The organism is Winogradskyella sp. 3972H.M.0a.05 (assembly GCF_040493455.1).
Taxonomy (GTDB): Bacteria; Bacteroidota; Bacteroidia; order Flavobacteriales; family Flavobacteriaceae; genus Microcosmobacter.
In genome coordinates, this window is sequence record NZ_JANFDA010000005.1 from 309,547 (window position 1) to 330,610 (window position 21,064).

The window sequence follows — 21,064 nt, forward strand, 5'->3', positions numbered from 1 at the left end:
TTATTAATTTAAGGCGTCAAAAAATTAACTAATCCTTAAATTCCAGATGAAAAAAACTCTTTTCTCTTTTCTTTTATTGTGCTTTGTTGCCTTCGGATACTCCCAGGTAACAACATCCAACATTAAGGGTCTTATCCTTGATGAAAATGGAGATCCCTTACCAGGTGCCAATGTCGTAGCTGTACATACACCAACAGGTACTAAATATGGAGCGGCTACCAATTTTGATGGCCGTTATAGTATTCTCAATATGAGAGTCGGCGGACCATACAGTGTAACCATCACATACGTTGGTTATCAAGATAAGGTGTATAACGATGTATTTCTGGTTTTGGGTAAAACCCAGAACATAAATTATCAAATGGTACAGAATGCTGAAGAATTGGACGCTGTTGTAATTACAGGTTCTAATTCTGGCGTATTTGGTAGTGATCGTACAGGAGCAGAGACGAATGTCGGTCGTCGTGAAATAACCAGATTACCGACGATTTCGCGTTCAGCATCAGATTTTACTCGTCTAGAGCCTTCATCCACAGGAAACTCGTTTGGAGGACGTAATGACCAGTATAATAACTTCTCATTAGATGGTTCAATATTCAATAATCCATTTGGGTTAGATTCTCCAACACCTGGAGGTCAAACAGGAGCGCAGCCAATCTCACTAGATGCGATTGATCAAATTCAAGTTGCTCTAGCACCTTATGACGTCACTCAATCTGGTTTTACAGGTGCTTCGGTAAACGCTGTTACAAAAAGTGGTACTAATGAATTTCATGGAACGGTTTATGGATTCTTCAGAAATGAAGGGCTAACTGGTAAAAAGGTCGATGGAGAAGATGTGTTGAGACCAGATTTAGAGCAAAACCAATTCGGATTCAGTATAGGGGGACCAATCGTAAAAGATAAATTATTCTTCTTTGCAAATTTTGAAAAAGACCAAAGAACAGATTTAGGAACCAATGGTTTCTTTGCAGGGACTAACTCTGGAGCGCCAGGAGAGTCTAGGGTTTTAGAATCGGATTTCCAATTGGTAGATAACATTCTTAGACAAGTCGTTATTGGACAAGATGCCAATGGAGACGATATGTTCTATAATCCTGGACGATATGAAGGGTTTACTTACGACAGTAACTCTACCAAAGGAATCTTCAAGTTAGATTGGAACATCAATGATAAGAATAGATTAGCAATCATCTATAATTTCTTAGAAGCTTCGAGAGAGCAACCAGCTCACCCTACAGCATTAGGGTTTAGAGGTCCTGGACCTAATCAACTTCAGTTTGAAAATACTGGGTACGAAATCAACAATAATCTAGATTCTTTCCAATTGGAATTAAACAGTGATTTAGGAAACGGAATTAGTAATAAGTTCCAGCTAGGATATACACATTTCGATGATTTTAGAAATGCACTATCATCACCTGCGCCGACAATTACAATCCTTAATGAAGGTTCAAACTATATTATTGGAGGGCATGAGCCATTCTCTATAAACAATAGATTAGATCAAAAAGTATTTCAGTTTAACAACAATACCAACATCGTTAAAGGAAATCACACGTTTACCGTTGGGTTCTCTTTCGAAAAGTTCCAGTTCGATAATTCATTCAACTTAGGAGCTTATGGCGCGCAAGGTGTTTTCTTCCCAACAGGAGATATTCAAAGCTTTAGAGATACAGTAGGTGATCCTGGTGCTGAAGCCGCATTAGTAGGTTTCTACCAAGGATTGTTTAATGCTGCTATAGCTGCAGACAGCGCTTTGAATGCTGCAGGTACAGGAAATCCTGGAGGTTGGGCATTAGCAGAAACTAATGTAGGTCAGCTTGCTTTTTACCTTCAAGATGAATGGAACGTTAATGAGAACTTTAAATTGACCTATGGTGTTCGTTTCGATAGACCATTATATTTTGATACAGCTGAAAAGATTAGAGAAAACATAGATAGAAAAGGCGGTCCATTCGATCCTGGAACGTTTACAGGAGGAACGTATCAGCCAACAATCAATTACTTTGATCCAGATACAGGAGCTACTGTAAACTTAGATTCTGAACAATTACCATCCAATGATTTCCTAATATCACCAAGACTAGGTATAAACTGGGATGTGAATGGTAATAACAAGACTCAAGTTAGAGGTGGAACAGGATTATTTACTGGTCGTTTCCCATTCGTTTGGTTAGGAAACCAAGTACAAGGTGTAGATTTCTTCTTCTATCAATTAGTAGATCCAGATTTCCAATGGCCACAAGTATGGCGATCTAATCTTGGTGTGGACCACAGATTGGAAAATGGAATTACGCTTAGTGCAGATTTATCTTATACTAAAGATATCAATGGTGCACATGTACAAAATTGGGCATTGAATAACCCTTCTGGAACATTACAAGGTGTAGATAACAGACCAGTTTATGAGGCTTCTGATATTGCAGTGAATGCGTTTGGAGGCCCTACAAATGCATACGTGTTTACCAATTCTGATAAAGGGCGCATCTGGAACGCCACCTTAAAAGGACAAAAAACATTTGACAATGGATTATTTACAAGCTTAGCATATAACTACTTAAATGCGAAAGATGTAAACTCAATCGAAGCAGAAATTACAGGAGATGCTTTTGCTGGTAATGCTATTTCTGGCAATGCCAATGATGATGTGTTAAGTTATTCAAGATATGGAGATACACATAGAATTATAGGTGTAGCATCTAAGAAATTCTCTTACGGAAAAGATAAGTTTGCTACAACGATTTCGACATTCTTCGAGTATGCTCAAGGAGCACGCTTTAGCTATACTTATGGAGGAGATCTTAATGGTGATGGTTCTAACTTCAATGACTTGTTATACATTCCTACGGCTAGCGAAGTACAACAAATGCAATTTGCAGAAGCAGGCATGGCAGATGCGTTTGAAGCTTATATTCAACAAGATGATTACTTAAGTGATAATAGAGGTTCTTATGCTGAGCGTTACGGAGCATTGGCACCATGGAGAGGTCGCTGGGATATTAAGATTCTGCAAGACTTTAATTTCAAAGTAGGTAAGGAAACACATACTTTACAATTGAGTGCAGATGTTCTTAATGTTGGAAACCTAATTAATAGTGATTGGGGTGTTGTAGAAGTACCAAACAGCATTCAGCCACTTGGAGTTTCTGTAGATGAAAATAATGTACCTACATATACTTTTAATGGTGATTTAACACAGACATTCAGTTCCGATGTGAGTTTGTTATCTAGATGGCAAGCACAGTTTGGAGTTCGTTATATTTTCTAAAGACTAATTCAATAATAACGTGTAAATTTGCGCTCTTAATTTTAAGAGCGCATTTTTTATAATTAGTTATGAAGTATTCAAGATTAAGCAAAGAACAGTTAGAAGAATTGCATCAGGAGTTTATCAACTTTTTAGCGACGCAATCCATTACTGCAGATGAATGGACAAGGATTAAAACTGATCAACCAGAAGTAGCAGAACAGGAGTTAGACGTATTCAGTGATTTGATTTGGGAAGGCGTATTGAATAAAGTTGAATACATAGAACATATTTCGCCTAAACAAATGCATTTATTCAGAATGAAAGAAGAAGGCATGCATGTTATCGCGCTGAATATTAAAGTTGATATCGATATTACTACAAATGAAGGCTATCAGTGGCTTAGAAGTAATTTAATGAATGAATCAGTAGAGTTTCTACAAGCCAATAAAGAATACTCAGAAGACAAGAACTTAGATAAGTTCAAATTGATTCAACAAGGCGGAGCAATAACCAAAGGCGAATTGTATGGTTACTTTGATAACCTAATAAATTAATTTCACCGTTGGCGTTTCATTCAAATTAAGAAATATTGAACGTAGGAATGAAGGTGCAAAGCAAAGCTTTAAGCACGAAATTCCGAAAGTGAAAGATGCTTTAGCAATTTCCTTATTTGAATTTGATTTTTTGGTTCGTTTTGTATCAAGACAAAATGAACATATAAATAAATTAGAGTTTTAATTACTTTTACAGCAAATTAGTTACTAATAAAAAATAGATCTCCACTTTTGTGGGGAGTAGATATGGCACAAAAACCAAGCATACCAAAAGGCACAAGAGATTTCAACCCAGATCAGGTTGCAAAGCGTCGTTATATATTTAATACGATTCAGGAGCAATTTGAACAATTTGGATTTCAACCTATTGAAACGCCAAGCTTTGAAAATTCTGAAACCTTAATAGGGAAATATGGTGAAGAAGGGGACCGCTTGATTTTCAAGATTTTGAATTCTGGGGATTATTTAAGTAAGGTTGATGATGCTGTATATTCTGAAAAGAATTCGAATAAGATTACTGCTAAGATTTCTGAAAAAGCGTTACGCTATGACTTAACGGTTCCTTTTGCACGTTACGTTGTTCAAAATCAAAATGATATTACGTTTCCATTTAAACGCTATCAAATACAACCAGTATGGCGCGCCGATCGTCCACAGAAAGGACGTTTTAGAGAGTTTTACCAGTGCGATGCCGATGTTGTAGGGTCTCAATCATTATGGCAAGAAGTAGAGTTTGTGCAATTGTACGATGCTGTGTTTTCTGCTTTAGGATTGAAAGGAACTACCATAAAAATCAATAACAGAAAAATATTGTCTGGTATTGCAGAAGTCATTGGAGCTAAGGATAAGCTTATAGATTTTACTGTTGCTTTGGACAAGCTCGATAAGATAGGCGAGGAGAAGGTAAAAGATGAAATGCGTAGCAAAGGTATTTCTGAAGAGGGGATTGATAAGCTACAACCATTATTTGAGTTGAGCGGTAATTTTGGAGCACAAATCGAAAAGCTCAAATCAATTTTATCGAGTTCAGAGGATGGTCTTAAAGGTATTGAAGAACTTGAGTTTGTAGATAAAGCAATACAAGAGTTAGGATTAAAAACATCAACTTTACAATTAGATGTCACCTTAGCCAGAGGACTAAATTATTATACAGGAGCTATCTTCGAAGTATCTGCGCCAGAAGAGGTACAGATGGGTTCTATAGGTGGTGGCGGTCGCTATGATGACCTTACTGGAATCTTTGGACTTAAGGATGTTAGTGGTGTTGGAATAAGTTTTGGTTTGGACAGAATTTATCTGGTGATGGAAGAATTGAATCTGTTCCCTGAGACAATTACGGAAAGTACCAAAGTGTTGTTCATCAATTTTGGAGAGAAAGAAGCTTTGGCATGTATGAAGGCAATTAAAGCACTTAGAGAGAATGGAATCAGTTCTGAGTTATATCCAGACAGTGCTAAGATGAAAAAGCAAATGACCTACGCTAATAGACGACAAATTCCTTATGTAGTAATCGTAGGAGAGGAGGAACTCAATACAAACATGTTTGCTCTAAAGAATATGGTTACAGGTGAACAAGAAAAAGTTCCAATTGAACAATTGATTAAAAATTTGAAATAAAAAAAGCCCCAATTAATTGGGGCTTTTTTAGGTTAAGATTTAAGAGATTTGGAGCATTACTTAACTAAAACTTTCTTAGATACTGAACCGCTTGCAGTATATAATTTGATAATGTAAGTACCACTACTTAAATTCTTAACTTCATATTCAGAATAACCGCTTCCTGAAATATTTTCTATAGTGTGTATCGATTGTCCAAGCATGTTGAACATCTCAATTGACTTTATGTCTAATCCTGTTGGATTTCTAAGTACGACGCTTTCAATGTCATTTACATAATAAACGTCTACTGTATTCAATTCACTTTCTCCAATGCTTAATGAATCTGGATTACTGAAAGTAATTTCGAATCTATCATTGTATTCACCTGCATCCAGATAGAATTCATGATCTCCTTCTGAAAGGTTATAGTACATCTCGTTATCCTTATCGTGAAGGTAAACTGTGATATTACTTGGTACGTTTTCTAATTCGTTGATAGAAATAGTATTCATACCGTCCATATCTGTTTTGATACCTATTGGATAAACTGAATAGTCTTCAGCTTCATTACTACCTTGAATAATATACTTTTCACCTTCAACCATCCAGTAAAGATCATCCATCTGACTTTCATTCAACTTGGCATCATAACCCCAATCTACATTTACAGTAGCGTTTTCATCTATAGTTAATAATACCTGACGTTGTAAAGTATTCACGGAGTATAATCCAATTCTGAATTTCATTCTGTCATCGCCACCTGTATTAACATTTGGATCTGCAGCTGTTCTCATGAACACTGAAGCACCACCATCTAATACTGCGCTTTCTCTTTGGAAGACACGTTGACCATTGTTAAAGTTGATAGTTCCTCCAGAACCTTCAGCAACAACAAAGAATCCTTGACTTACTGCGATATATCTTCCTGGACGTTTTCTCGGAGTTCCTCCTGTACCTACATCTGGGTCGTTAACACCAAGTGACGCAGATGGCACTCCACCAGAAAGGTTATAGGTTGCATAACCTCCAAGGTAATCACCTAGGTTGTGGTTTCCACCTCCCCAGTGCTCCCAGAAGTATAATGTACCTGTAGTCGCTCCTGTGCCTCCAATAACGCTTCCGTTATCTAAGATGAATTGATTAGCATCTATTGCTGAAGCATACGGATTACCAACTAGATAATCATTGTTGGCATTGATGGTAAGGTTAATGTCACCATTGTTTGGTTTACCAAGGAATACATAGTTTTGCTCATCAGCTACAACTCCAGAACCAGGTCCTTTCATTGTAAATCCTTCACCAGCCAGCATTGATCCAGTACTACGTACATGTTGCCATGCAGAATAGTCATCATCTGGTTGGTTAGCAAATTTCCATATCCAGTAATCTGCAATAGTAATAGGGTTAGTATTACTACCATCATATCCAGAAGTTGCATAAGTAATAGCATTAGTACCATCTCTCATAACATCTGGTAGGGTATAACCATTATTATTTGTTGTTGTATTCATAATACCTACTGGTGATGACCAATAGTTATATGTATAGGTATCTGCTGTACCTTGTTGATCTCTTTCTACTGAACCAGCACTTGTTACTGCTAGATCACTATCTAAAGATTGTATTAATTGTGATTCACCTTCAAGATCAATATCTCCATCTAAGTTTAAGTAATGCGTTACGGTTAACCCAGTACCATCAAATGTAGTTGTAGCTAAATTTGTAGTACCATCAACTGTAAGCGTATTACTATCTACGAATAGAGCAAGTACCGATCTGTTTCCATTGTTAGCCGTTGGTAAATCAGAATCGTCATCAATAACAACGGAGTGCGTTGTTCTTACAATATTCCAATCTACTGAAACATTACTGTCGACAATAGATGTAGTACCAGGAATGGTTTGTAATGTACCATTTACCCATGTATTATTAAGATCCCATTGTCCATCTTGAGCAGATTGGTAAGGTAAAGGAGCAGTTTGTCTGTCGACAGTTCTCAAGTTTCTTAAAGCTCCTTGATGACCATTACCAGATTCGTCTTTCGTATTTGTATATGTATATGTAGACATTGGGTAGTAACCAGCTAGATCAGCCCAAGGCAATGTACTTACATCGTTCTTGGTTGGTGTTACACTGATATCGTTAAAGTATTTACCAGAAACGAATGTTGCATTAGCTTCAATCTCCTGGTTCATGATATAGTGTAATTGATCTACTGTTAAAGCAGCATCCCAAACACGAACCTCGTCAATGTTACCATGGAAGAATGCTTGTGGAGTATTCTTTGCCGCAGCACCAATATAGAATGAATGTGTTGTCGCTGCTGGTGCAGATAAACTCGCAGTGTTAGAAAGCACACCATCGATGTACATACGAGCTGTACCTGAGCTATACGTTACAGCAATATGATGCCATTGATTTAATGGAATCTGAACGTTAGATGTTATTGACTGTGATCCACTAGCTCCCCAAGACATTTCAGCATAACCAGTAGTCGTGATTTTTAAATCATATCCACCAGTATAAGAAGCATCACGCTTAGATAAAATAGACTTGTTAGCAGAGTTAGTATCTCTCATCACCCAAGCAGAAACTGTAAATCCAGTATTGTCTAGGTCTAAGGCATCTTCCATATCTACATAGTTGGTATCTGCTGGGTCGAAATAAATCGAACGCTCAAACACACGCTCTGGTGCCCAACCAAATGTGATATACTTAGTGCCGTCAAAATCATAGTTTGTAGTTAATGTCGCTTCACCTAATTCATTAGTCGTCGCTGACATTACTCTATAATCTGCAGTAGGGTCAAAGTTTGGCGTATCTGATATAAACATTAAGTAACGTCCATCTGGAGGTGTCGCAGTTCTTACAGCATTTGTAAGGATTTCAACTTCAACTTCTGGAATATCTCCACCTCTTTCAACAACTTTCCATGTTCTTGCGATACCGTTAAACTGTACCCAAGTACCACCTGAAATAGTAGGTGTAATATCTGTACTCATATCTACATCTACAACTACAGCTGGATCATCTAAATCCACACCATCGTTACCCCAGATAAGGAATTGCTTATCAGTTAAAGATGTATTTGTGTTAAGATTGTTTGTGTTAGCAATACTAGAGATTCCCATGGTTAATACACCTTGTGTTCTACCAGTTCCATCTGTAGCATTGTTTACACTTCTAGATTGCTTTTGTAATAGATCAGAATCATCATCTCTACCGATTCCTGCGATATCATAGTTAAACACATCATTTGCAGGAACTCCAGTATCAACATCCCAGATTACAGTACCATCACTATCTACATAGTCTTGAGAAGTACCATTAACACCAAGTGTGATTCCATACTTAATACCTAAGTAAGATTGAATTCTATTTCTTTCTTGTGTTAAATCTGTATCAGTTAATCTATCTTTAAATGAGATAACTTCAGCAATTCTTGCATTAGTAGTTGCTTCCCAACCTTTACTACGACCAATCCAGTAACGTGTGTCGTCACTATTAAGGAATTCGGCAACGTCATTTTGGTTGGTTTCAATATCGTTAGCATTGTAATACAACTCCTGTTGTGTATTACCAGTATTTCTTCTTGTATTTATAATACCTACATTGTCATAGCTAGAACCAGTTCCGATTTCTGCAACAGCATAACCATCACCAGCTTCCGTTTGGGTATAAGTAGAGTGTGCATAAGAAATAATCTCTCCACTAATTCTACCAGTATAATCTCCAAATCCAATTCCTGTTGTATCCGTCTGATTATTTGAAGTATTAGAATCACCACAAATAACATCCATAAAACCAAAGCTATTATCAACTGGAGTGTCATCTGGAATGATAACGATAAACAACTCTTCTGTGTAATACCCATAATCACCTTCAAGGAATTGCGTTGTATTAAGGTCATATCTATAGTCACTGTCTAGTGAGAATGTAGCATAGGTATTATCGAACTCAATTACAGGATTGAAGTTTACATTATCTGTTGCATTATCTCTGTATGTAGGGCTTTGTGCAGCAATATGTGGCTTAGCGTCTGCTGCAAATCCTTGATCTTCCCATACAGATACAGAATCTCCATCAGTATGGTTACCATCATTAGCTTTTAACCATAACGATAAATCTGTAGTCGCATCGCCAGGAATGATTGTAGGATCGGCTGCATCGAATAATGATACATTATCGATTGCCATATCACTTCTATTATCATTAGACACGTCACCAACAAATCTTAGCTTAATAGTTTGCCCGATATAAGGTGAAAGGTCAAGACTTATAGCAATCCATGCAGATAATCCAGCACTTTGTAGCGAACCACTATGTGACCAAGGGATTACCGTAAATGTAGAACCTCCATCTGTACTTAGCTCAATGCTTAAATCTCCCATATAGCTTGTACCACTGGCTTCACCTCTCATATGGAAGTGGAACGTAAATCTTGGGTTAGCAAGACCTGTTAAATTATAACATGGACTATTAAGTATTGCAGTAGTATTAGTATTACCATTAGACTCAGTAAATAAGTAATAACTACCACTATCTGCTTGAGCAGGACCAGTTTGCGTAGATGGTGTACCACCAGTTTGTCTTGTCCAATCAAAATCATCACTAGATGTTTCTTGATACCAATCGCCTAATCCAGTTTCAAAATCTTCAGAGTGTGGGAAAGATGTTATTGTGCTTCCTCCACATATATCGATACCCATACCTTGAATATCAAATGTATAAGGGTTCTCATCACTATCATCATTTGCAATCGAAACAGATGCAGTCCTTAACCCTAAAGCACTTGGGTTGAACGTAATGTCGAATGTTGTACTACTACTAGACGCAATAGGTGTTGATGGGTTTGCAGTAAGTGTAAAATCTGCTGCATGAGCTCCAGTAATGGTTACATATGGAGAAGAACCAGTTAAGTTTAATGAAGCTGTACATCCAGTATTATTAATCGTAAATGTGTTTACATTGAATCCAGCAGCTGCGTTAACACTACCAAAGTCTGTATCATCTGTCGGATCCGGAGTCGTATCACCATCAGTGATTTCAGTACCGTTTCCTGTAACTTGCATTTCTGCTCCTGCAGCACCACCTGAGACGTTAAAGTTAACATTAACACCAACTCCAGCTGAGGTAGTAGATGAACCATCGTTATTTATAACAATAACACCATTAACTCTTACAATAACGTATGGTCCTGTTCCATTCCATCCGTCACCATATGTATCGTACATGGTAATGTAATAGTTATTTAAATCTTGAAGACATCCAAGATCTACAGTAGTTGCATAACTGTTATTGGCACTACCATCGTATCCATTGTCAATTGTGCTTAGCAAAGTATTACTTGGATCATACACTTCAACTCTGTTTTCAGAAGACCAGCTAGGCCAGTAAACTTCTACTGTTACCTGAGAGTATGTAATTGTAGAACCAGTACCTTGTATATCGAATGTATAAGGATTTTCATCACTGTCATTGTTGGCGATAGATACTGTTGCAGTTCTAAGACCTAATGCACTTGGATTGAATGTAATATCGAATGTTGTACTACCGCTAGCTCCAATAGTCGCAGCAGGAATTGCAGTAACCGTAAAATCTCCAGCATGAGCACCACTAATTGCTACATAAGGCGAAGCCGCTGTAAGATTAAGGTTAAGTGTTCCTGTGTTCTGAATTGTAAACGTATTTACATTGGTTCCGGCAGCAACATCAACACTACCAAAATCAGTATCATCTGTTACAGATGGTGTAGTATCACCATCAGTTATATTAGTTCCGTTTCCTTGAATGTTGATTTCTGGCGCTGGCGTGAAACCAGTACCTTGAATATCAAACGTGTAAGGATTTTCATCACTATCATCATTAGCAATCGATACCGTAGCTGTTCTTAAACCTACAGCACTTGGATTGAAAGTGATATCAAAAGTTGTATTTCCACTTCCTGCAATCGAAGGCGCAGGAATTACTGTAACTGTAAAATCTGCTGCATTTGCACCACTAATTGCCACATAAGGTGAACTTCCCGTAAGGTTTAAAACTGCAGATCCTAAGTTTTGTATTGTAAAGGTATTAGCATTTGTTCCGGCAGCAACATCAACATTGCCAAAATCTGTATCGTCTGTTACAGAAGGCGTTGTGTCTCCATCATTAATCGTATTTCCTAGTCCAGTGATATTAATTTCTGGAGTTGGAATCGCTAAACCGCTTAAATCTATAATTTGAATTTCATGACTCAACGTACCATTATTTTTGTGGCACCAGTGTGCAGCTTGAGTTGTGGAGTTTAGGTAGTAGTTTCTCCATCCTCTACCATAACCAGCACCTGTACTATTTGCTGTAGTTGTTCCTACAATTAAGGCTTCGCTTAAAGATGAAAGACCAGCACTAGCAATATTGATAGTCGTTTCTCCATTTGAGTTACTTGTGTCTTGAAAACGAGTAACATTAAGTCCAGTATTATTTAATACATGAACAAAATGCCTGTTAGTTCCATCATGGTTAGAGTGGAATGTCCAATCTACGGTTTGGTTATTTGCACCTGGGTCAGTGATTGGCCAGTTGTCTGCACAACCATCATCAACACCATCTGTAGTCATATCCCCTCTATGGTGTGTGAATATAATCGCTTCGCTCCAATCACTAACATTAGTTGCTGTACCCGTACCATCAGAGTTAGCTCTTAAGGTAATAGAACCAGTATCTGCAGAAGAACTACCAGAGTCACCATGCAAAACCGTCCAGTTGCTACCAGTAAATTCAACTACAGTAACATAAACTGTAATGTTATTACCATCTGAACCCTTCTGTACTCTAAGTGTTGTAGCATTTTCTAAATAAGCTACTGCAGTACTAGAATCGGCATCATCACCATTTGCACTGTTAATAATACCAGTAATAAATGGAATACAATCATTGGCATTAACTACTCCTGTTAAGGCTTGAGTAACACTATTGGTACCACCATTTAAGGATATGGTATAACGACCTCTAACAATCATTTCGTTAGCACCTCCTGGGCTACCTGTGTACTCCCATAAGGAAGTGTTGAATCTCATGGTTTGAGATCTAGAACCAGAATCCCTATAATAGGATAGGGTAGTTGTACCAGTTAATTGTCTACCACCAGACATATCATCACCCTCTAAGTTGTTTGTGTTTAAGTCTGTTCTACCTGCATTAGCTTTACGGTTATTATTTGCTAGTGCAACGGTATTGGACATATTAACTGCGGTAAAACTCGTATTGGTTCCACCACTGTTGCCAATATCATCCTGTATGTGTTGTACATTAAAATCTTGAGCTGTTAAAGCTACAGATGTGAAAAGTATGCAAGTGAGTAGCGCATACGTTCTGAATGAAAGCGTAATAGTTTTCATAAGCGGTTAAATTTTGTAGATAATGGGGGTTATCTATTATGTGTCAAATATAGAATCGAATTCTATGAAATGCAAAAAAAATCGATGAAATACACATTGAATTTGTAACTTGTTGATTTTCATATAAATAAAAACCCGAAATCTTAAGCAAATTTCGGGTTCTTGCTAAATTTTATATTCCTAATTACTGTCTAATCAATTGTTTTACAACTGAGTTGCTAGTTTCATTATCTATGATTTTTATGAAATAGCTCCCTTGAGATAGGTTGTCTAGGTTTGATAAATTGAATACGCCATTCTGTGAATTTAGGCTATCAACTTTCAATATTGAACGACCAAGAGCATCATACATTTCTACTGCAATACTATTTGTAGCATATTGGTTTGGTAGTTGAATGTTGATACTATTATTGAATGGGTTTGGATAGATACTTGTATCACTCAACTCATTATCAGCTATAGTAAGTGTATCTTCAACAGTAACAATAACTTCTTCACGAGCACTTTTAATTTCTTCAACCTTCCAGTCGTAGAAGAAATAGTAGTATTGTGTTCCTGCATTACTATCTGTTATCGTCACAGGTCCTGATGTGTAAGGATAGGATGTACCTGCATTATTTCTCCATATCTGGAAACCACTAGACATTTCTTTACTCGCTAGTCTCATATCAGTTCCAACAGGAATTATGAAGTTTAATTCTACTTCTTGAATTCCGGTGTTGTCAATAATAAAGACTCTAGAGTCTAACATGTTTCCAGAACTATCTTGCAATTGGATTTCGATTTCACCAGTATTTCCGGCGTTAATCTCAACAGACTTTAAGCGTACCTGTTCGGTACTGCTAAATACTAAATAGCGTTCAGTAGAGCCTCCAGTAAATTGATTACCATTGGCTTGGTTATCTGTTGAACCAGCATTTGGTCTAGAGATTACATCTTCAACAAAGTAAGATGTTGTCACATTCAAAGATGGTGTGGTAAAGTTTGCACCAGTAAAAACAGGGGCAACATCATCAGCGTTTTCATACCAGTTAATCGTACCAGATCCTGTTGCAGATAGGTCAGCTGTTTCACCTGTATTGATTGTAACATCATTCGCGATTGGGTTTGCTGTTGAAGCGACCATCGTAACATTTTCGATTTTTACAGCATTGTCCGTCACCGTAATATTTCTATTTTGAGTCACATAACCTGGAGCTTCAAAAGTTACATTATAGGTACCCGCTTTTATTGGTCTATAGTAGTCACCTAGATCTTTATTAGAAGTTATCCAAGAGTTCAAAGCATCGTGTCCACTAATGTACACTCTAGCTTCAACAGGATTTCCAGATTCATCAGTAATGATTCCCTGGAATCCATAGTTGACCTGCTTTATGTAGTCTAAGAATGCTTGTCTATTATAGTCCCAGTGATTTGGCAACTGATTTCCATTGATCCATTTAGTATCTGAAAGCTCTATCGTTACTTCTCTAGAATGTCTATAATAGTTCATGTAATCTTGACGTCCGCCATAAACAACATACCATGCAGCACCATTTGTCACACCTGGGCTTGGGTAAGTCCCTGCATCTTCATCAACAGTCATATACCCAGCAGGGCTATTGTTTTGACAATGTGTAGCATATTCAACTGAAATATGTTCATACCAATCGTGATCCGCATGCTGATCATAAGTATTGTCATAAGCATAATTCACTAACTCAGTACCGCCATGGAAGTTTGCTGATAAAACAATATCATGAGCTTCTTCAAATTTCATAAAAGCTATAGTTTCTGCTTCATAAACATTACCAATACTACTAAAGTGTAAACGACTTGTATTACTACCATTACCATTAATTCTCCCAATATTTTGATTATCTGGATAGTTTCTATTTAAATCTTGATTGTTAGCATTTCCACGCCTAGGATTTGTAATCGTGTTATTTCCTGCAGCTCTATAAGCACCATCAGGATTTGCTAGTGGATTGATATAGATTTCGGTTGAATTAACAATATTATCAACTTCAGTATCACTACCATAGTTGGTCAATAGATAATCGATCAATCGAATCATTAATGGGTATCCAGCCAATTCATCACCATGCATAGATGATGTATACATAAATTCTGGCTCAGCTTCATTTTGATTAACATTATCAGAAATCTTTAACATTAATAATTCGCGACCTGTAGACGTTGTACCTATGGTTTCTAAAGAACATAGGTTAGGATATGTTGTAGCATAGTAATTCATTTTTGCCACATATTGCGAATATGTAGGATATTCGTCCCAAGTAGTATCCCAAGCATTTACATCGTAAGACACAGAACCATGTGGATTAAACTCATTATCACTTTCATTAACGCTATAGGATAGACCGTAGGTTAAGAATCTTTCGAAGGTTTCTGCTGTTCCGTAAGCTTCAATTTCTAAAGTCTCTCTGTTTACTCTATGTCCAATAGACAAGAATTCGGAAATCTCTTGAAACTGCTCTACACTATTAGCTGTAAAGAAAAAGCAAACTTCTCCTTTAGACTGAATATAATCCTGAGCTTTTTGAAGGTCGGTTTGTGAGTAGGTGCTGAATGCACATAGTAATGCAAACGCAAATAGAATAGTAGTTTTTTTCATCAGATTTGGGGTTGTTTAATGAAATTTTGCGAGGCTAATATATCATAATATTTTAATTTTTATCTATGAAATGCATAAAAAATCGATGAAATGCATTTTTATAATAGATTACTTCTAAATGATAATCTTCTTAATTATTGTTTTTTGATTAGAAGTAACATGAATAATTAGTGTACCATTAGAAAGGTAGTTGGTTCTATATTCAGCAGATTTTGTGTGAGTATTGGGTTTATCCAAATGATATAGAATCCTTCCATTGATATCGAATATTGAAAGTGTATCAATAAAGCTAGACTCGCTACTGATTGCGAGTGTTTCTGAAAAGTTATCGTAATAGACATTTATTTCAGGTAGACTATGTTCTTCTATGCTAAGATATTCTGCCATAGCTGTGTTAGAAAAAGTGATATAGAACCTATTTATGTGCTCTCCATAGTCAATTGTTGACAAAAATGAACTGTTGTTAATTAGCGTGTAAGTATTTAGCACACTATCGTAAACGTAAACATCTATTTCATTATCAAAGTTTTCTAAAGCATCTAAGTCAATAGAAATTTCTCCTGGGTTACTAATAAACATTCCTAGTGGATATACTTTCATATCATCAAAACTCCCAACCCCTTGGATAACATAGCGTTCATCATCAATCATCCAGTTTAAATCATCTGGAAGGTTTTCGATATTAGCAGCATCATAACCATAGTCAAACCCATCTGTTGCGGCATCATCTGGAGTAAACCCAAGGAGCAAATGTCTTACATAACCAGTTGAGGTTGTAAAATCAATTCTTACTCTTTGAATATCATTAAAATCTTCAGAATTTGTTGTTGAATCGGAGCTAGCAGTTATAGGATAAAAGCATATAAAAGCAATAGCAAGCTTTAGTAAAGTTTTCATCATAAGTAGATTTAAGGGCTCTACAAAGATAGAACTTTATCTATGAAATGCAAATATTATCGATGAAATGCTTTTTAATATAGCTTTTGAACAATATAAACTTAGAGTGAAATAATTACTTTTTTATTGAAGACTTTACCTTCGCTATGTACTTTCACAATATAAGTACCTTCAGAAATACCAAGCACAGGAACAGATATACTGCTTGGAGAGAAACCATCAGAATCTAACCATGTCCTTACTTTTTGACCTAGGATATTGTAAAGCTCTATTTTATCTATAGGTCTACCGTCAAAAGTATTAACATAGATATAATGACTTTCGCTAAGGTAACTAATCACCATCTTATCTTTTTCTACTTCAGAAATTGATAACGTGTCTTCCTCCATGAAGGTAATAAAGAAACGATCTATATGGTCACCAGAATCAACTTCAATAACAAAATCGTTATCATTGATTTGGAAGTAAGTATCTAGTAATGCATCATAAATAAAGACATCAATAACGTCACTAAAATTCTCCAATTGAGATAATGAAACTTCAACGGAGCCACTATTAGTCATGAACAGGCCTAAAGGATATTGTTTGGTAATGTCAAAAGAACCAACACCTTGAGTTGAGCAAGTCAATTCATCAACCATCCAAAGCATATCATCTTCCAACAATTCAGTTTCTTCAGCATCATAACCATAATCAAAACCATCAGTAGCAGAATCATCTGGTGTAAACCCTAATAATAAAGGTCGTATAGCACCATCAGGGTTTTTGAAATTAATTCGAACTCTCTGTATATCATCTTCTCCAACAGCATCAGAGCTAGCAGTAGTATTAGGGTTTTCACTTCTTATAAATACTGAAGTATTTACAGCTTCTCTAACAAATTGTCTTTGATCGTTATGGAATGTCACATTACCACCTACATTACTGGCCGTAACATAGAACCCTTGCGCTACTGGGACATAACGTCTTGGTATTTTTGAAGGTGTTCCATTGCCACTTACCAGAGGAGGCGAAACCGCAGCGTTACCACCTGTTAAGTTATAGGTAGCATAACCACCTTCATAATCCTCTAAAATGTGTGTGAAGTTAGAAGTATAGTGTTCCCAGAAGTATAGAGTACCGTCTGTACTGTTTGAGCTTCCAGCATTTCCACCAGGAATATTATCCAATATGAACTCATTGCCATCTAAGGCCGAAGGGTAAGGATTCCCAACTAATGCCTGATTTCCAATCGTGATTGGCGTTGTAATGGTGCCGTTATTTGGCTTCCCGATATATACATAGTTTTGTTCAGAAGAGGCAGCGCCACTACCTTTCATAGTATAACTTAGACCAACCGCTAGAGTTCCCGTTTCTGTTAAGTACCTCCAATCGGCATAAGTATCCGCAGGATAGTTTTCATAAACATAAATCCAGCGTCTACTTAGTGTAATAGGAGTAGTAGAGCCATTTGCGTCATAACTATTAGTCCATTGGAAATTTAAAGGATTGTTACTATTAGTACCATCTCTAAAGACTCCATTTACAGTGTAATCTCCATTGTTTGAAGTTGTATTTATTGGGCTTACAGGTGAACTCCAATAATTATAGTTGTAGAAGTTCGTTGTACCCTGTTGATCTCTTTCCAGATAACCAGCACTAGTAACGTCTAGTATACTGCCTTCGTTTTGAATCAATTGAGATTCGCCAACTAGATCAATAAACCCGTCTAGTTTTAGGTAATGAGATACTGTTAAACTTTGACCAGTATTAGTTTCATTTTGAGTGTCATTTGGATCTGAAATCGTTAGCTCTTTACCAGACGTATCAGAAATTAATCCAAGAACGGTTATATTTTTATTTCCTGAATCAATATTATGAGATATTTGAACAATATTCCAATCTATTGGCGTAACACCGTCTATACCCAAGCTATTTGGAGCATCCCAAACATTGAAATGAGTCCAAGTATTATCAGTTGCCCATTGTTGACCATCAACTCTAGACGTATATGGCAATGGCGCAGTTTCTTCTTGTGAAGAATTCATATTTCTTAAACGACCATCAATGCTTCCAGCAATTGTAGTTAATTGACCACAGTTAAGATCCATTCTGTAATAACCATCAAGATTTGCCCATAATAAACCGTTGATATCCAAAGGCACAATTTCTCCTCTTACAGTATTACCATTATTTTGAATTTGTTGATTCATCATTTGTCGAATCTGGTCTACAGTAAGAGCAGTGTTCCATATTCTTACTTCATCAATCCATCCGTTATAGTGATTTGTTGGATCTCCAGTTTTATCCATTGCACCAATGATAAAACTTCTAGCGTTCACCGATGGAGCCGAGCCGGCAGTAGTATTGACAAGTATACCATCAACATATAACCTATAATTTCCTGAATTGAATGTTACAGCAACATGATACCATCTATTTATGGTTAGTGCATATGGTGAATTAATAGAGCCACCATTGTTCCAATTGAATGACAACGTATTGTTAGTTAATCGCAAGTCGTAACCATTAGTAAGGTTGTTAGCGTCTCTTTTAGATAGTAAAGCTTGTGTGCCAGACAATGCATTTGGTTTAACCCAAACTTCAAGACTAAAGTTATTTCCAGCCGGGTAGTTGTCATCAAATGTGATATAATCATTCACACCATCAAAATCAACTGTGTTACAATTGTCTATTATAACTTGCATGTCATCAAAAGAGCAGCCAGCAACGGTCCATCTAAGTGTATAAGTTCCAGCTTCACCAGTAAAAGTTGCTCTCGGGTCACCTACATTTGAAAAGGAATAGGTGTTTCCGCAAGCCGAAGGCGAAGATACAACGGACCAGACACCAGCATCTCCAGTTCCCGGATACGTTCCAGTGACATAATTATTATCATAAGCACCATTAGCAATATTTTGAGCAGCCGTTAGAGTATTATCGTAAGCATTAAGGTTTACAGTAGACAATCCACATTCTCCAGTAATAGGAGCAATGTCCTTACCTGCATAAGCGAAAGAGACATTAACATCTATAAACTCTGTACCTTCATCTCCATCAGCTCTACAGCCATTGATGAGAGATGTTACACCATAAGTTTGTACACCAGGAGTAACAGGAGTGATTGTTGTTGAAGCTCCTGTAGTAACTACGGTTCCTGTACCATCTGTCCACTCAATAACTTCGTCGACAGGAGCTTGAGGGATGGTTATATTCTCTAAAGCCCAAGAGCTAGTAGTATTACTATTCATGGTGAATTTTATTCTTAGGTTTGTTAACCCAATGTAAGAACCCAGATCAATTGACACATGTTTATCCACCAAAGAACTTAATGTATTTCTGCAACCATTAGGACCTCCAGGAGGCCAATTGAGATCAGCAAAACCACCACTGTCACTTGGACCAGTGTAATTATATGCAGCGCCAGGGTCTAGAGTTATAGGGTATGTAGCCCCTCCATCCAGAGAGAGTTCAATTAGTCCCCAAGCACCAGCAGTAAAACGAAAAGCTTGATCAAATTCTAAAGTAGCAGTTGCAAGTCCTAAAGTGTTAAAAGTAGGGGTTTCTAATGTTGTTATCCCGTTAATACCATGTGCAATAGCAAACTTATTATTATCCGGAGATTCATAACAACGACCACTAAAGTTATTAGGCCCATTAGTTCCTCGCCAACTCGTAGGCGAAGTGGCATTTCCTCCAGCGTTCCAGGAAGCTACGCCATCAACCAACCAACCTAAATTATTAAGATTGGCAGTATTAAAGCCGCCACCCTCATTTTCACCAAGAGGAATAGCAAATTCACTTTGAGCTTCAACAGTAATAGCATCTCCTAAACAAATTGAAAAAGTATCAGGGCCAATAATGGTTGGAGGAACATCTGGAGGGATCACAGATACAATGACTATAGTTGATGTCGCTTGACATGATCCAATTTGGATTACCGCTCGGAGTAATGTAGTATCGGTAATATCAGCATAATAATAAGTAGCTGCCGTATTAGCAATTGTTGTCCAATTCACACCCCCATCAAGTGATGATTCCCATCGAACAATATTTCCACTGTAACCAGTTAAATTAAATGTGGCGTTTTGAGGTTCGTCAGGGCATGCGGTGACTTCTACTAAATCGTCTGCATCAGCAATAGTTTCAGTATTGTTTAGGTAACCAGTAAGCGTACCACCACTAATCGTAGGACTATTTACGGTAACAGTAGCAGTACATGTATCAGTGTTACCTCCAACATCAGTTACTGTTAAGACTACCACATTAGAACCAATATCGGTACAATCAAAAGTGGATTGAGATAAAGACATTCCTGCAATACTACAGTTGTCTGAAGATCCATTATTTATTTGACTAGGAGTGATCGATGCTGTCCCATTTGTGTTATTTAATTGTATGGTAATGTCTTGGCAAACAGCTGTAGGACTTATGGTATCATCTATAATTATATTTTGAACGATGTCAATATCGTTACCATTACCATCATCAAAATTCCAAGTAATCGCGTATGAACCTTGACTAGAATATGTTAAGGGATCACTAGTTGTTCCAGTAATTGTTCCAGCACAATTATCATTTATTGTTGGTGCTGTTAATGTAGCACTACATTCAGCTGTAATGAGTGGTAATGTTATACTTGAAGGATCCTCATCATCGATCACGGTGATGTCGAATGAGCATGTCGCCGTGTTTCCTGCAGCATCCGTTATGACAAATGTGTTTGTTGTTGTACCGACAGGGAACTGACCACCCGATGCGATACCAGCCGTCTGTGAGACAGAAGCAC

The 21,064-nt window shown here is 37.1% G+C and carries 7 protein-coding genes; 3 read left to right on the forward strand and 4 right to left on the reverse strand.

The features are described from left to right. The first annotated feature begins 46 nt into the window (after positions 1-46). From NCE97_RS12275 to hisS, 3 genes are all read left to right on the forward strand, one after another. Positions 47-3,271 carry a TonB-dependent receptor gene (locus NCE97_RS12275; RefSeq protein WP_353779563.1) on the forward strand — a complete coding sequence of 1,075 codons (3,225 nt, stop codon included), beginning with the start codon at positions 47-49 and terminating at the stop codon, positions 3,269-3,271. A 68-nt stretch (positions 3,272-3,339) separates the two neighbouring features. Further along, entirely contained in the window at positions 3,340-3,807 is a 468-nt protein-coding gene (locus NCE97_RS12280) for a DUF6495 family protein (RefSeq protein WP_353779564.1), read from the forward strand. 246 nt (positions 3,808-4,053) lie between these two features. After that, positions 4,054-5,424: a histidine--tRNA ligase gene (hisS, locus tag NCE97_RS12285; protein WP_353779565.1), complete on the forward strand. Its 1,371-nt coding sequence runs from the start codon at positions 4,054-4,056 to the stop codon at positions 5,422-5,424. Positions 5,425-5,480: 56 nt separating this feature from the next. On the opposite strand, the gene NCE97_RS12290 is transcribed toward hisS, so the two are convergent. From NCE97_RS12290 to NCE97_RS12305, 4 genes are all read right to left on the reverse strand, one after another. Beyond that, positions 5,481-12,785, reverse strand: coding sequence for a choice-of-anchor D domain-containing protein (locus NCE97_RS12290; protein WP_353779566.1), 7,305 nt, complete (start codon positions 12,783-12,785; stop codon positions 5,481-5,483). A 184-nt stretch (positions 12,786-12,969) separates the two neighbouring features. Continuing rightward, a complete protein-coding gene (locus tag NCE97_RS12295) occupies positions 12,970-15,399 on the reverse strand; it encodes a M14 family zinc carboxypeptidase (protein ID WP_353779567.1) in 2,430 nt (809 codons plus the stop codon). A gap of 114 nt (positions 15,400-15,513) precedes the next feature. Beyond that, positions 15,514-16,296 (reverse strand): DUF8693 domain-containing protein, encoded by a 783-nt coding sequence (locus tag NCE97_RS12300; protein WP_353779568.1) that lies wholly within the window; start codon positions 16,294-16,296, stop codon positions 15,514-15,516. 101 nt (positions 16,297-16,397) lie between these two features. Next, the coding region (locus NCE97_RS12305) for a DUF8693 domain-containing protein (RefSeq protein WP_353779569.1) at positions 16,398-21,064 on the reverse strand (4,667 nt) is incomplete at its 5' end.